Annotated in this window: 11 protein-coding genes and 1 pseudogene; 3 read left to right on the plus strand and 9 right to left on the minus strand. The window is 60.5% G+C overall.

All coding sequences use genetic code 11. The features are described from left to right. The first annotated feature begins 24 nt into the window (after positions 1–24). A complete protein-coding gene (locus ACI77D_RS19130; RefSeq protein WP_064453758.1) occupies positions 25–603 on the plus strand; it encodes a nucleoside triphosphate pyrophosphatase in 579 nt (192 codons plus the stop codon). 131 nt (positions 604–734) lie between these two features. Here ACI77D_RS19130 and ACI77D_RS19135 read toward each other — a convergent pair whose 3' ends face one another. Genes ACI77D_RS19135 through rluC form a run of 3 tightly spaced genes read right to left on the minus strand, consistent with a single transcriptional unit; the run spans position 735 to position 3,348 of the window. Next, positions 735–1,718, minus strand: a complete 984-nt coding sequence (locus ACI77D_RS19135) for a S49 family peptidase (RefSeq protein ID WP_064453759.1) — start codon at positions 1,716–1,718, stop codon at positions 735–737. A 21-nt stretch (positions 1,719–1,739) separates the two neighbouring features. Beyond that, entirely contained in the window at positions 1,740–2,402 is a 663-nt protein-coding gene (locus ACI77D_RS19140) for an HAD-IA family hydrolase (RefSeq protein WP_064453760.1), read from the minus strand. Then, the gene (gene rluC, locus ACI77D_RS19145) at positions 2,389–3,348 is read right to left on the minus strand and encodes a 23S rRNA pseudouridine(955/2504/2580) synthase RluC (RefSeq protein ID WP_032886795.1); all 960 of its coding nucleotides are present in this window, start codon (positions 3,346–3,348) and stop codon (positions 2,389–2,391) included. Before rluC ends, ACI77D_RS19140 begins: the two co-directional genes overlap by 14 nt. Before the next feature lie 759 nt (positions 3,349–4,107). On the opposite strand from rluC, the gene rne reads away from it, so the two are divergent. Continuing rightward, positions 4,108–7,377, plus strand: a complete 3,270-nt coding sequence (gene rne / locus ACI77D_RS19150) for a ribonuclease E (RefSeq protein ID WP_407017260.1) — start codon at positions 4,108–4,110, stop codon at positions 7,375–7,377. Between the two features lie 176 nt (positions 7,378–7,553). Here the strand turns inward: rne and ACI77D_RS19155 are convergent, their stop codons facing one another. From ACI77D_RS19155 to ACI77D_RS19165, 3 genes are all read right to left on the minus strand, one after another. Beyond that, positions 7,554–8,144: an NTP transferase domain-containing protein gene (locus ACI77D_RS19155; RefSeq protein ID WP_064453762.1), complete on the minus strand. Its 591-nt coding sequence runs from the start codon at positions 8,142–8,144 to the stop codon at positions 7,554–7,556. Continuing rightward, complete coding sequence (locus ACI77D_RS19160) at positions 8,141–9,127, minus strand: XdhC family protein (RefSeq protein WP_407017261.1); 987 nt, start codon at positions 9,125–9,127, stop codon at positions 8,141–8,143. The genes ACI77D_RS19155 and ACI77D_RS19160 overlap by 4 nt, the downstream gene beginning before the upstream one ends. A 142-nt stretch (positions 9,128–9,269) precedes the next feature. Then, a complete protein-coding gene (locus tag ACI77D_RS19165; protein ID WP_064453764.1) occupies positions 9,270–10,604 on the minus strand; it encodes a dicarboxylate/amino acid:cation symporter in 1,335 nt (444 codons plus the stop codon). Positions 10,605–10,947: 343 nt separating this feature from the next. Between ACI77D_RS19165 and ACI77D_RS19170 the strand changes: the two genes are divergently transcribed. Continuing rightward, entirely contained in the window at positions 10,948–11,946 is a 999-nt protein-coding gene (locus ACI77D_RS19170; RefSeq protein WP_407017262.1) for an AraC family transcriptional regulator, read from the plus strand. Positions 11,947–13,055: 1,109 nt separating this feature from the next. On the opposite strand, the gene ACI77D_RS19175 is transcribed toward ACI77D_RS19170, so the two are convergent. From ACI77D_RS19175 to ACI77D_RS19185, 3 genes and pseudogenes are all read right to left on the minus strand, one after another. Continuing rightward, positions 13,056–14,402 carry an ATP-binding protein gene (locus ACI77D_RS19175; RefSeq protein ID WP_064453766.1) on the minus strand — a complete coding sequence of 449 codons (1,347 nt, stop codon included), beginning with the start codon at positions 14,400–14,402 and terminating at the stop codon, positions 13,056–13,058. Beyond that, positions 14,399–15,076, minus strand: coding sequence for a response regulator (locus ACI77D_RS19180; RefSeq protein WP_017138377.1), 678 nt, complete (start codon positions 15,074–15,076; stop codon positions 14,399–14,401). The genes ACI77D_RS19175 and ACI77D_RS19180 overlap by 4 nt, the downstream gene beginning before the upstream one ends. 18 nt (positions 15,077–15,094) lie before the next feature. Then, positions 15,095–15,381 (minus strand): annotated as a pseudogene (locus ACI77D_RS19185) (hypothetical protein). Between the last annotated feature and the right edge of the window lie 114 nt (positions 15,382–15,495).

Consider the following 15,495-nt stretch of genomic DNA (forward strand, 5'->3'; position numbering starts at 1 on the left):
CCTGACTGCCTTGAGGAGACGCTAATGCTGCCTTTATTACTCGCATCCAGCTCGGTTTATCGCCGGGAATTGCTGAGCCGCCTGCACCTGCCGTTCATTTGCAGCTCGCCGGATATCGACGAAAGCCATCGTGCAAATGAGTCCGCGATTGAGCTGGTCAAGCGCCTGGCCGAAGAGAAAGCCCGCGCCCTCGCCGACCGCCATCCCGGACATTTGATTATTGGCTCCGATCAGGTCGCCGCACTGGAAGGCAGGATCATCGGCAAGCCGCATACTTTCGAGAACGCCCGTGAGCAACTGCTTGCCGCCAGCGGCAAGCGTGTGAGCTTCCTGACGGGCCTTGCACTGCTTAACAGCGAGACCGGGCACTGCCAGGTGGACTGCGTGGCATTTACCGTGCACATGCGTGTACTGGACGCCCAGCGCATCGAGCGCTACTTGCGCATTGAGCAGCCCTACGACTGCGCCGGTAGCTTCAAGGCTGAAGGACTGGGTGTGAGCCTGTTTCAAAGCACCGAAGGGGCGGATGCCACCAGCCTCGTCGGCCTGCCACTGATTCGACTGGTGGACATGCTGCTGGCTGAAGGCGTGCAAATCCCTTAAAACCAGCGCAAAACCAAATGTGGGAGGGGGCTTGCTCCCGATTGCGGCGGGTCAGTTACAGATAAGCTGGCTGATCCACTGCTATCGGGAGCAAGCCCCCTCCCACATTTATCGACACAGACCTTGAGATTTCAGCGCAGCGTCGGGCCCTGGAAGCCCATGTACAAGGCCAGTTTCTCTGCCACGCTGGCGCCGAGCTTCTTGGAGAAGCGGTCAAACGGCGACTCCTGAACAGTGAAATCCACCAGCTCTTTCTCGCCAATTACATCCCGCGCCACCGAACTGGCACTGCCCAGGCCATCGATCAAACCCAGCGGCAACGCCTGCTCGCCCGACCACACCAACCCGGAGAACAGCTCCGGATGGTCTTTATCTTTCAGACGATCCCCACGCCCTTGCTTCACGCTCGCAATGAACTGACGGTGGGTCGTGTCGAGCACGCCCTGCCAGAACTGGGTCTCGTCGGCTTTTTGCGGCTGGAACGGGTCCAGGAATGACTTGTGCTCACCCGAGGTGTAGGTGCGACGCTCCACACCCAACTTCTCCATGGTGCCGACAAACCCGTAACCGGCCGCCGTTACACCGATAGAGCCGACCAGACTGGCCTTGTCGGCATAGATCTGGTCAGCGGCGCTGGCGATGTAATAGGCGCCCGAGGCGCCCAGGTCGGAAATCACTGCGTACAGCTTGATGTCCGGATGCAATGCGCGCAGACGCCGAATCTCGTCATACACATAACCCGACTGCACAGGGCTGCCGCCCGGACTGTTGATGCGCAGGATCACGCCTTTGACCTTGGGGTCTTCAAACGCAGCACGCAGGCTGCTGACGATATTGTCGGCGCTGGCGGACTCCTTGTCGGCAATCACCCCGCGAACTTCGATCAAAGCGGTGTAGTTGCTGCCACGGGTGGCGCCTTTCTCGATGTCCATCAGCGGACTGAACAGCGCCAGCATGGCAAGCAGGTAAACAAAGGTCAGCAGCTTGAAGAAAATCCCCCAACGCCTGGAACGGCGCTGCTCCTGGACGCTGGCCAGAAGCGTCTTCTCCAGCAGCTTCCAGCTTTTGTCATCACCGCTCTCGGCCTTTTCGGGCGCTTTCCACTCGTCACTCATGCCATTAACCCCAGCAAAGACTTATTGGGCACGGCTGAGCCAGGCCTGCAGTTCAGAAAAATGATCAATCGTCAGCCTGGGCTCATATTGCTGCAAGGCATCGGCCGCCTGGGCACCATAGCTGACCGCCACGCTGTCCATGCCGGCATTGCGAGCCATCATCAGGTCGAAGGAAGCATCGCCCACCATCAATGCCTGGCGCGGCGCGACGCCGCAATGAGCCAGGATCTGCTCCAGCATCAGAGGATGGGGTTTGCTGGCGGTTTCATCCGCCGCACGGGTGATGTCGAAATAATCTTCAAAGCCATGGGCCTGCAGCACCCGGTCCAGACCGCGACGGGCCTTGCCGGTGGCGACTGCGAGGTGATACCCCTCGGCGCGGAACGCCTCCAGGGATTGCCGCACGCCTTCAAACAACGGCGAAGGCTCAGCTTCCAGCGCGATGTAGTGATCAGCGTAGTGTTGCCGAAACGCTACCAGCTCTTCGTCGCCGATTTGCGGGTACAACGTGCGGATCGCCTCAGGTAAACCCAGGCCGATAATGCCCTTGACGGCCAGATCGCTGCACAGCTCGAAGCCTGAACGGGTCGAGGCCATGTGCATCGCTTCAACAATCCGACCGATGGAGTTACACAGAGTGCCGTCCCAATCGAAGATCAGCAGCTTGTAATCAAGGTGCGACACTCAAACGCTCCACGGTCTTGGCCCACATCTCATCGACCGGTGCCTGCAGCTTCAGCTCACCGCCATCGGGCAACGGCACCGTCAGCATGTAGGCGTGCAGGAACAGGCGCTTGCCGCCCAGGTCGCGAATTTCCTTGGAGAAATCCTCGTCGCCGTACTTGGTGTCGCCCGCAATGCAGTGGCCTGCGTGCAGCGTATGCACGCGAATCTGATGGGTACGACCGGTCACCGGCTTGGCCTCGACCAAGGTGGCGAAGTCGCCGAAGCGGCGCAGCACCTTGAACAGGGTCAGGGCTTCTTTGCCCTCCTCGTCCACTTCGACCATACGCTCGCCGGAGCGCAGGTTGCTCTTCTGCAACGGCGCGCGGACGCTCTTGATGGAACTGGCCCAATTGCCCCGTACCAACGCCATGTAGCGTTTGTCCACGCCATCGCCACGCAGGGCGGTGTGCAGGTGGCGCAACATGCTGCGTTTTTTGGCGATCATCAACAGGCCGGACGTGTCACGGTCAAGGCGATGAACCAGTTCCAGCTCCTTGGCATCCGGACGCAACTGACGAAAGGCCTCGATCACGCCGAACGTCAGGCCGCTGCCACCGTGAACCGCAATGCCGCAGGGCTTGTTGATCACGATCAGTTTGTTGTCTTCGAAGACAATCGAGGCTTCAAGGCGCTGCAACAGGCCTTGGGCCAGTGGCACCGGCTCGTCGCGCTCAGGCACGCGCACGGGCGGCACACGGACGATATCGCCCGCCTGCAGCTTGTACTCGGGCTTGATCCGACCCTTGTTCACGCGCACTTCGCCTTTACGCAAGATGCGGTAGATCAAGGTCTTGGGCACGCCTTTGAGCCTGGCCAGGAGAAAGTTGTCAATGCGTTGGCCGGCATATTCCGGCGAGACCTCAAGCAGCTGGACGCTGGGGGTCTGGGGGGCGGTAGTCGTCATGGCGGCGATGATAACAATTTTTTATGGAATTGAAGCACTTAATCATTGCTGCTATAGTCGCGAACGCCGCCAAAAGCGGCCTGGACAGAGGACTTGCGGCAAATTGCCGGCCCTGACCATCGCAATTCATCAGGACGCGAGGCCGTCCTACGGGGCTTTCGCCACCTTGGAAGGCTCAAGATTGTAACAAGCGCAGGTGACATGAGGCCTGAAGCGAGTGCAGAAAGCAGAGTGAATACTCGCGTTCTGCGCCGATATTTACGGCCAGTTCACAAAGTGCAGTCAGTCTTGAGCCAGACCATGGCGAATACTTCGGAAACAACGCCTGTTAAGAGCTGAGTGAGAGCGCAATCGCCCACACCTAGTCTTGTTTAGCCATGAGCGTGGACTCCCCATTGGAGAACACGGTAAATGCCAACCCGCTGCGGATTCTGCGCGCGGCAGCACCCGAATTATCAGGGATACGTGTAGGGTGGAGATGCACAACCGTCGGACCGTGTAGCACTAGGCTTATATTTAGACGCTTCATCTCGTCCACAGTCGCCGGTTGATTCCTCCTCCTGACCTTAGCTTTTGTTGAAGTGGTGCCTTTGTCACCACCGCTAACAAGCAGGACGCGTCCGTCGCGATACCGGCCCACATTGGCGGGTATTGCTGGACACTGGAGTGGCCAACCACTCTTGACGCACCTGACACCGACCGTGAGAAGTCGTGTGTGCCGAACGCCGTTTCCGGCAGCCCGGAAACCGACGGTACAACATGAAAAGAATGCTGATTAACGCAACTCAACCCGAAGAGTTGCGTGTTGCACTGGTAGATGGCCAACGCCTCTACGACCTGGACATCGAATCCGGTGCACGCGAGCAAAAGAAGGCCAACATCTATAAAGGCCGTATTACTCGCATCGAACCAAGCCTTGAGGCTGCCTTTGTCGATTTCGGCTCCGAGCGCCACGGCTTCCTGCCCCTCAAAGAAATCTCCCGCGAATACTTCAAGAAAGCCCCTGAAGGCCGCGTGAACATCAAGGACGTCCTGAGCGAAGGCCAGGAAGTCATCGTTCAGGTCGAAAAAGAAGAACGTGGCAACAAGGGCGCAGCCCTGACCACGTTCATCAGCCTGGCTGGCCGTTACCTGGTCCTGATGCCGAACAACCCACGTGCCGGCGGCATTTCCCGTCGCATCGAAGGCGAAGAGCGCAACGAGTTGCGTGAAGCGCTGAACGGCCTGGTTGCACCGGCCGACATGGGCTTGATCGTTCGCACTGCCGGCCTTGGCCGCAGCAGCGAAGAAATGCAGTGGGACCTCGACTACCTGCTGCAACTGTGGACCGCTATCAAAGAAGCGTCCCTGGATCGTTCCGCGCCATTCCTGATCTATCAGGAAAGCAACGTGATCATCCGCGCCATCCGCGATTACCTGCGCCAGGACATCGGCGAAGTGCTGATCGACAGCGTTGAAGCCCAGGACGAAGCCCTGACCTTTATCCGCCAGGTGATGCCGCAGTACGCCAGCAAGATCAAGCTGTACGAAGACAGCGTTCCGCTGTTCAACCGTTTTCAGATCGAAAGCCAGATCGAGACCGCCTTCCAGCGCGTCGTCGAACTGCCTTCCGGCGGCTCCATTGTTATCGACCCGACCGAAGCCCTGGTGTCCATCGACATCAACTCGGCGCGCGCTACCAAAGGTAGCGACATCGAAGAAACCGCCCTGCAGACCAACCTGGAAGCGGCTGAAGAAATCGCCCGCCAGCTGCGCCTGCGTGATATCGGCGGCCTGATCGTGATCGACTTCATCGACATGACCCCGGCCAAGAACCAGCGCGCCGTGGAAGAGAAAGTCCGCGAATGCCTGGAAGCTGACCGCGCCCGCGTACAAGTTGGCCGTATCTCGCGCTTCGGCCTGTTGGAAATGTCCCGTCAGCGCCTGCGCCCATCCCTGGGTGAAAGCAGCGGCATCGTCTGCCCGCGTTGCAACGGCACCGGCATCATCCGTGACGTTGAATCGCTGTCCCTGGCGATCCTGCGCCTGATCGAAGAAGAAGCCCTGAAAGACCGCACCGCCGAAGTCCGCGCGCAAGTGCCGATCCCGGTTGCAGCCTTCCTGCTCAACGAAAAACGCAACTCGATCACCAAGATCGAACTGCGCACCCGTGCCCGTATCGTCATCCTGCCGAACGATCACCTCGAAACGCCGCACTTCGAAGTGCAGCGCCTGCGCGATGACAGCCCGGAAGCTCACAGCGGCCAGTCCAGCTACGAAATCGCTGCTGCCGCTGCGGAAGTCGAAGAAGTCCAGCCGGCCGCCGCAACCCGCACACTGGTTCGCCAGGAAGCTGCCGTGAAGACTGCACCGGCGCGTGCCAATGCACCGGTTCCGACCGAAGTGGCTGCACCGGTTGCCGCCCCTGCCGCCATGCCTGAGCCAAGCCTGTTCAAAGGCCTGGTGAAGTCGCTGGTGAGCCTGTTCGCCACCAAAGAAGAGCCTGTGGCTCCGGTTGTGGTTGAAAAACCAGCCGCCGAGCGTCCGGCCCGTAACGAAGAACGTCGCAACGGTCGCCAGCAAAGCCGTAACCGCAACGGTCGCCGTGACGAAGAGCGCAAGCCTCGCGAAGAACGTGCACCGCGTGAAGAGCGCGCGCCACGTGAAGAGCGTGCACCTCGCGAAGCCCGTGAAGAAACCCCAACCGTAGCCCGTGAAGAACGTGCACCGCGTGAAGAGCGCGCGCCACGTGAAGAGCGTGCACCTCGCGAAGCCCGTGAAGAAACCCCAACCGTAGCCCGTGAAGAACGTGCACCGCGTGAAGAGCGCGCACCACGTACTCCGCGCGCACCGCGTGAAGATCGCAAGCCACGTGGCGAACGCGAAGAACGTGTGCGTGAACTGCGCGAGCCGCTGGACGCCGCACCGGCCGTTGCTGCCGAAGCTGCCAGCGAAGAACGTCCGGCTCGCCAGCCGCGTGAAGAACGCGCCCCACGTGAAGAGCGCCAGCCGCGCCCACCGCGTGAAGAGCGTCAACCACGCGCCGAGCAAGCCGCTGCCGCCAGCGAAGAAGATGAAGAAGTGCTGACCGGCGAAGAGCAGTTGCAGGAAGATGGCCAGGACAACGCCGAAGGCGATCGTCCACGCCGCCGCTCCCGTGGCCAGCGTCGTCGCAGCAACCGTCGTGAGCGTCAGCGTGATGCCAATGGCAATGTGATCGAAGGCTCGGAAGAGACCGGCGAGCACACTGAAGCCGCAACCGCAGAACCGACCGGCGCCGAACTGGCTGCCGGCCTGGCTGTGACGGCTGCCGTTGCCAGCACCGTCATCAGCGCACCGGCTGAAGCCCAGGCCTACGAGCAAGCTGAACGCGCTACTGCTGCCGTCGAAGAGACAGCAGTTGTAGAAGCGCCAGTCGCTGAAGCCCCGGCAGTTGAAACCCCTGTCGTCGAAGCAATCACCCCGATCGAAGCCCCAGCGGTTCCGGAAGTGGAAGTTGCGCCGGTTCGCGAAGCCCAACCAGAAGTGGAAGTGGTTGCTGTTGAGCCTGCACCGGTGGTTGAAGCTCAGCCAGTGGTTGAAGCCGCCGTTGAAGCACCGGTTGTCGAAGAAGCTGCCCCGGCAGTGCGTGAAGTTCGCGAAGAACAGACCGCCTTCCAGTGGACTGCCGAGCCAGCCGCACCGGTTGAAGCGCCAACCCCTGCCCCAGTGGCAGAAGAGGCACCGGCCCCGGCTGCCGACGTGGTTGAAGCTGCCCCGGTCGTGGTGCCTGCGCCAGTGGTTGAAGCGCCAGTGGTTGAGCCAGTGGTTGCCGAGGTCGCCGCTCCGGTGGTTGAAGCCGCTCCTGCCAGCGCCCTGACCGATAACGGCCGTGCGCCGAACGACCCACGTGAAGTGCGTCGTCGTCGCAAGGAAGCTGAAGCAGCCGCTGCTGCAGCCGCTGCCGCACCGGCTGCTGCCGAAGTGGTCGAGGCGCCAGCCCCGGTCGTTGAAGCTGTGGTTGAGCACAAGGCCTTGGAAGAAGAGCACGAACCTAAACCCTTCGTCTGATTCCATCCGCCACTAAAAAGCCCCGCCTGAGTGATCAGGCGGGGCTTTTTTATGGGCGATTAACGTGAGTCTTGTGGAGATCCCCCTGTGGGAGCGGGCTTGCTCGCGAAAGCGCTGGATCAGTCACCAGACTCATTGACTGGCACTGCGCATTCGCGAGCAGCCCGCCCCCGCGTTTAGTCCGCGCTGAAACTCAACCTGTGCGGCAGATCCACATCCCAAAGCACGCCACGGTCATGCACCTGAACCTCCACAACCTTCGCGCCGGCCAATAACGGCTTGGCGCCACGGTCACCGACCAGTGCCATCAAGCCCGGCCCAAACGCACGATCAAACGCCACCGGATGCCCATATTCACCCGCATGTACGAGCACGCTGATACCACCCTCCTCCAGCGCGTCAATCACCCGCTCAATACTCGAGGATTGAATAAATGGCATATCCCCCAGCACCACGAGCCAACCCTCCGCTGAACCGCTGGCCGTAACGGCCGCCGCGAGACTGTCACCCATGCCGGCCGAGTGCAGCAGCAACACGTCGCAGCCATGGGCCCGCGCTAGGCGAATCACTTCCAGGCGATCCGGCGAGGTCACGACCCAGCGCTTTACCACGCGCTCAGGCAAATTCACCAGCACCTGTTCGATCACCGGCCGTGTCACGCCATCGCGCCCCAAGCAATCAGCCAGCAATTTATCCTGATCCGCGCCCGCCTCAGCCCGAAAACGACTCCCCTGCCCGGCCGCCAGCACAATCGCTGTGACCGTCATTCAACCGCCATTGGCAGTGGCTTTTTTTGCACTGGCGCCACGCCATTCTTGATCGCGACAATTTCCGCCATCAACGACAACGCAATCTCCGACGGCGTATGGCTGCCGATATGCAAACCGATCGGCCCATGCAATCGTGCGATCGCCTCCGGCGACAAGCCCAGCGCAGCCAGGTACTCGCGGCGCTTTTGGCTATTAAGCCGCGAACCGAGCGCGCCGATATAGAACGCACTGGAATTCAACGCCGTCAGCAACGCCATGTCGTCCAACCGCGGATCGTGGGTCAGGCAGACGATGGCCGTGCGCTCGTCGGTCTGGATATTCAGCACCGCCTCATCGGGCATGCCTGGCACAAAACGGCCATGTTGCTCTTCCCACCCGTGGACGAACTCTTCGCGCGGGTCGCAGATCAACACTTCGAAATCCAGCAACCGCGCCATTTCCGCCACATAACGCGACAGTTGCCCCGCACCGATCAACAACAAGCGCCAGCGTGGGCCGTAAATGGCGCGTAAGCGTTCGCCATCGAAGGTCACCGCATCTGTCTTGCTCGCAGCACTCAAGCTCACCATGCCGGTGGCCAGGTCCAGCTCTCGGGCGACGACTTCATGCGCCTCGCAACGCTCCAGCAGTTCAGCGACCCAACGCCAGTCGTCCACGCGCTCTTCCGTCAGGCGCAACGTACCGCCACAAGGCAGGCCAAAACGCGCCGCCTCATCGCGGGTAACGCCGTAGGTCACCAACTGTACCGGCGGGCCGTCATCCACCAATCGGCCATCCTGCAACCGCGCGATCAAGTCATCCTCGATGCAGCCGCCGGACACCGACCCGATTACCACACCATCGCCGCGCAAGGCCAACATCGCCCCCGGTGGGCGCGGCGCACTGCCCCAGGTCTGGACCACGCTGTACAACATCACTCGCTGCCCGGCGCGGCGCCATTGGAGCACGCTGCGCAGGACATTCAGATCCACGCTATCCATCCAACCTCCGCCGCGTTATTGATGACGTATTGATTGACTGTAAAGCAAAAGATTCCAAAAGTGGCCGGGCACAAACGCAAACGCCCCGAACAAGTCGGGGCGTTTGCGAGTGGCTTCGGCGTCAGTTCACGCCATCAGCCTGTTACTTTACAGCAGCAGGGGCAGGACCTTCGGCCACACCCAGGTCATCTTCTGGACGGGTGTCGGAGATGCCGGTACCGCCGGACGCCAACTCGCTGTGCAGCTTGTCGGTGTCCAGTTCCTTGACCCACTTGGCCACAACGAGGGTGGCAACGGCGTTACCCACCAGGTTGGTCAGTGCGCGGGCTTCAGACATGAAGCGGTCGATACCCAGGATCAGCGCCAGGCCGGCAACCGGCAGGTGACCAACGGCCGACAGGGTCGCAGCCAGCACGATGAAGCCGCTACCGGTCACGCCTGCAGCGCCTTTGGAGGACAGCAGCAGCACCAGCAGCAGGGTGATCTGGTGGGTGATGTCCATGTGGGTGTCGGTCGCCTGGGCGATGAACACGGCAGCCATGGTCAGGTAGATCGAAGTACCGTCGAGGTTGAAGGAGTAGCCAGTCGGAATCACCAGGCCTACTACGGATTTCTTCGCGCCCAGACGCTCCATCTTGATCAGCATGCGTGGCAGTGCGGATTCGGAGGAGGAAGTGCCCAGTACGATCAACAGTTCTTCACGGATGTAGCGAACCAGCTTCAACACGCTGAAACCGTGCGCGCGGCAGATGGCGCCCAGCACCACGACCACGAACAGAATGCAGGTGATGTAGAAGCAGATCATCAACTGGCCCAGTTGCACCAGGGAACCTACACCGTAGGCGCCGATGGTGAACGCCATGGCGCCCAGGGCACCGAGTGGCGCGAGCTTCATGATCATGTTGATGATGTTGAACATCACGTGGGCGAAGCGATCAATGAAATCCAGCACCGGCTTGCCGTACGCACCCAGGCGATGCAGGGCAAAACCGAAGATGACCGAGAACATCAGCACTTGCAGGATGTCGCCGTTGGCGAAGGCGCCGACGATGGTGTTCGGGATCACATTGAGGATGAAGCCAACCACGCTCTGGTCTGCACCGGCAGTCACGTAGGCAGCGACTTTGGACGCGTCCAGGGTAGCGACGTCGATGTGCATGCCGGCACCCGGCTGCACAACGTTGACCACGACCAGGCCGATCAGCAGGGCGATGGTGGAAACAACTTCGAAGTAGAGCAGCGCGTAGCCGCCGGTTTTGCCGACCGATTTCATGCTTTGCATGCCAGCGATGCCGCTGACAACGGTGCAGAAGATGATAGGGGCGATGACCATTTTGATCAGCTTGATGAAGCCGTCACCCAGTGGCTTGAGGGCCACACCGGTCTGCGGGTAGAAGTGACCGAGCAAAATACCGATAACGATTGCAACGATCACCTGAAAATACAGGGATTTGTACAGTGGCTGACGAGTCGTCATTGCAAAGTTCCTCAATCGCACCGTGTGGCAAATATCCGCCATGCCCACGACACTTGAATTGCGAACCCTCCTGCACTGGAGGGATTTGTTGTTTGCGAGGTCTGGTCTGTAGGAACAATCCTGCGCTGTAATCTTTATCGCAAACGCCGTGCCACTTTGCTCAAAATTCCTGAAGGCCTTTAGACATCAGGGCCGGGGGTTTATGTGGGCCCACAGGGGCCACGGGCAACATGGCGGAAATCCGCCCACTCACCCCATCCCGTCCTACAATTTGGCGGATATCCGCCTTGTCGCCCGTCTTGGTGATGACTAACATCCATCACTCCATGGACGAGGCCCTCACATGCGTGAACGTACCATCGCCAGCCACTACGCCCGAGCCGCCCTCGGCGGTGCGCGCCGGGCGGGTTACAACTATTCGGGTTTGTTGCTCCAGATAGGCATTACCCCGGAGTTGCTCACCGAGCCCCGCGCCCGCATCGCCCCGGAACAATTCACCCGGCTGCTGCAAATGCTGTGGCTGGCGCTGGATGACGAATACCTGGGGTTTGCCGAAGGCCCGAGTAAGCGCGGCACCTTCGCCATGATGTGCCACGCGCTGATTCATTGCCGCACCCTGGAGAAGGCTCTGGAACGCGGCTTATTATTTTATAGCCTATTCCCACAGGGTCCGCGCTGGCAGCTGACAAAAGAAGGCGACATGGCCCGCTTGAGCCTGGACGATTCGCAGCTGTGGGACCCGGATCACTTCCTCACTGAATGCCTATTGGTGATCTGGCATCGCTTGGGCAGTTGGTTGATCGGCCAGCGCATCCGGCTGCATCAGGCAACATTCAGCTACGCGATGCCGGCGCATGCCGGCGAATATGATCTGCTCTTCCCCTGCCCTCAGGTGTTCGGTGCGCCGCACAGCAGCCTGGTATTTCCCAGTCGCTACCTGAGCCTGCCGCTGCTGCAGGACGAGCGGACCCTCAAGCACTTTCTTGAGCATTCCCCCGCCGACCTGCTGTCCCGGCCGGATGAAGGCGACAGCCTGAGCAGCCAGTTACGCCGCTTGCTCAGCCGCGACCGCAGCCCTTGGCCAGACCTTGAAGCCGTCGCGCAGCACCTGCATATCAGTGCGCAGACCCTGCGACGGCATTTGCGTGAAGAAGGCACCAGCTTTCAAGCGCTCAAGGATGAGTTGCGGCGAGACATCGCCATCTACCATTTGGGACGAGCAAATTTGTCTTTGCAGGAGATCGCCGAGCAGTTGGGTTTTTCCGAACCGTCGGCGTTTCATCGGGCGTTCAAGAAGTGGACGGGACTGACGCCGGGGGCGTATCGGGCGCAAGAGAGTTAGAGGGGGTTACCTGGGTGGGCCTCATCGCGGCATAGGTATCTACACATCTTTTTTTACGGGTTGAGTGCTTTGGTTGTCGGGGTGTGCTGAGTGCATATCCGTTGTTTGGGTTACGGCTGACATGGGTTCCGCCCTTACGGCGGGTCACTTTTGGAAAAGAGCCCCAAAAGGGCTCTTGCCCCACCACTCGGCACCTCGCCTAGGCTCGGTGTGCCCTCACTCCGGCTTCGGACCGTGGGCCGCCGCCATGGGCCATCCTTGGCCCATCGCGGCTAACCCGGCGTCCTGCCGGGTTACCCACGCTCCAAAGCCTGCGTTCGGCCAGCGTGGTTAACGGGGCGCCTAAGATCAACAGCAGATCAAGATCAAAAGCAGAGCACGGCGGCCTAGTAGCCGACCTGAGTGGTTAGATCAAAAGCGAGCCGAGGCGGCCTGACAGCCGACCTGATCTTGGAGACTAAACTCAGTCAAATGTGGGAGCTGGCTTGTCGGACCGCCGAACCGCTGCGATGGCATCAATTGGGTATGCCTGATGTACCGAGGTGTCTGCATCGCAGGCAAGCCAGCTCCCACAGAAAAGCAGCCCTGTTTTTGATCTGCTTTTGCCCTGCTTTCGCTTCTACCACTCAGGTCGGCTACCAGGCCGCCGTGCTCTGCTTTTGATCTGCTGTTGATCTTGATCTGACAGGCCCCGTTAACCACGATGGCCGAACGCAGGCTTGAATCCGTGGGTAACCCGGCAGGACGCCGGGTTAGCCGCACTGGGCCAGGGATGGCCCATGGCGGCGGCCCACGGATTCAAGCCGGAGTGCGGGCATGCCGAGCCCAGGCGAGGCACAGAGTGGTGGGGCAAAGCGTTTTTTGGTTACTTTTTTAGGGCGTCTGTAAAAAAGTGACCCGCCGTAAGGGCGGAACCCTAAGCCGCCGTTACCGCAGCAACGGATATGTACTCAATCTACCTAACCCCTCAAAGTCTTAAAGCGACACAAAGAGTTGCGTAGATACCTATGCTCATCGCGGGCAAGCCCGACTCCCACCTTTGATGCGTGCATACCTTCAAAATGTGGGCGCTGGCTTGCCTGCGATGAGGCTGGTACAGCCACTGCACATCAAACAGCCGGGAAGTGAATCTTGAACGCCGCACCACCCAATGGCGAATCCCCAAGGGTCAGGCGCGCGCTATAGCTTTCAATGATGTCCTTGACCACCGCCAGGCCGATCCCCTGCCCCGGGTGCTGGCGATCCAGCCGTTCACCCCTTTGCAGAATCCGCGCACGCTGATCAGGCGGTACGCCTGGGCCGTCATCTTCAATGCACAGCTCGATACCTTCGAGATTCTCCACCAGGCTGATGCGCACTTCGCTCAGGCACAGGCGATAAGCGTTTTCCAGCAGGTTGCCGAGCATTTCGAGCAAGGCGCCCTTCTCGATCGGTACATCGCACTCGGGCGGCAAGTCAAAAGACACGGTGACGCGCTTGTCGCGGTAAACCTTATCCAGGGTGTCACACAGGCTTTGCAACACCGGCTCGATACGTACCTGGTGACGCACCAGGCCACTTTTGCGCAAGCTGGCGCGCTGCAGTTGATAGCCAATCTGTTGGCTCATGCGTTCGATCTGCGATTGCAATACCCAGGCCTGACCGCGTTCTTCCGGCCGCTGGGCCATGTCTTCGCTCACCCCCTGCAACACGGCCAGCGGGGTTTTCAGGCTGTGGGCCAAATCGTCAAGGGAGTCGCGGTAACGCGCACGTTGCTCACGCTCGCTGTGCAGCAAACGGTTGAGGGAGCCGGTCAGACGCAGCAGTTCACGGGGGTGTTCTTCGGTAAGGCTTTCGCGGGTGCCGCCTTCGATCTGGTCAAGTTCCTGACTCAGGCGCCGCAGGGCTTGCAAGCCCCAGGTCAGCCCCAGCCACAGCAGGGTCAACAATACGAGCAAGGCCGCGCCAAACCCGAGGTAGAGGTTTTCCTGCAGGCCTTCAAGGGTCAGCTGGTATTCGCGCACCGGTTGCAACGCCACGATACTGAACGCCGCGCTCTTGCCGCCCAGCAGCTTGACCTCGACGTCATACACGAAGAACTCCTGGCCACTGGCCTCGCGAATACGCGCAAACTCGTTGCCGCGCCCGTCATAGCGCGGCTTGTAGTTGATGTTTTCTTCCTGGGTCGCCCGCGAGCGCCAGACCAGATGACCTTCTCGGTCGTAGATATAACCGAGCAGGCGGCTGTCAGTGAGGTTGAAGCGCTCGTCCGGCAACTGCGCCGGCATCAGCAAGCGGTTGTTTTCGACCCGCGCGGCGGATATCAGGGTGGTTACGTCCGACGCCAGGCGCTGCTCGATGGAATCCTGCAGCGCCAGGCTGAACGCGCCTTGCATGGCGGGCAACAAGCCCAGCATAAACAGCACGGCCAGGGTGGTGGCCGCGAGCATCAAGCGCACACGTAACGAGCGAATCAACGGCAGCGCTCATTGAACAGGTAGCCCAGGCCGCGCACGGTGTCGATCGGCTTGAACCCGGCCGGGCCTTCCAGCTTGCGGCGCAGGCGCCCGACCAGCACTTCGATCACATTCGGATCACGCTCGTCGTCATCGGGGTAGAGCTGCTCCATCAAGCGATCCTTGGCCACCACCTGCTGATGGTGACGCATCAAGTATTCGAGAATCCGATACTCGTAGGCGGTCAGCGCCAGCGGTTGCTCATCCAGAGAGGCTTGCTTGCGATTGAGGTCCAGCAGCAGCGGCCCGGCGACGATGGTCGACTGGGTAAACCCGCTGGAGCGGCGCAGCAAGGCGTTCATCCGCGCTTCCAGCTCTTCGAACTGGAACGGCTTGACCACGTAATCGTCGGCGCCGGCGGCCAGGCCCTCGACCTTGTCCTGCCAGTTGCCGCGCGCGGTCAGGATCAGGATCGGGAAGGTCTTAGCCTGACTGCGCAGTTGGCGGATCAGGTCCAGGCCGCCCATGCCGGGCAGGCCCAGGTCGATAATCGCCAGGTCATGGTTGAATTGCCCGGTCTGGTACAGGGCTTCCTCGGCATTGGCCACGGCTTCGACCACATGACCACTGTCAGTCAGGCGGGTGAACAGGTGATGACGCAGCAGCGCCTCATCTTCCACGACCAGCAATTTCATAAGGCTCTCCAAGGCAATTCAACTGTCCGACAGGGGAATATCATAGCGGCCCTGCAAGTCTTGCGGGCGCAGTTTAATGCCATTGTATTGGCCCGTCAGGTGTTCGTAGCCGGTGCGATAAGCGGGTTGAGGCGTGACTTGCCCCAGCGACTGCCCGCATCGTCGAAGCTGACACGCTGGATCAGGTTGCTGGATTTTTTGGTTTTTTCGCTACCAAATGCCGCAAATGCACCGTCCGAAGCCTGGACCCCGGCCGTAGCACTGAGCATGGTTAACGCCAACATCAGCTTTTTGATCGCAGTCATGGTGCTTACCTCTACGCGTTTGGCTGTTGAAGCCAGACTACGCAGGCGCCCCTGAACTCCCCCTGAACGGGCTCTGAACCTGGCCTGAACCGTTGCGGGCTATCCACTGGCGTG

This window comes from Pseudomonas sp. O39, from assembly GCF_045447295.1.
GTDB classification, from domain to species: Bacteria; Pseudomonadota; Gammaproteobacteria; order Pseudomonadales; family Pseudomonadaceae; genus Aquipseudomonas; species Aquipseudomonas antarctica_A.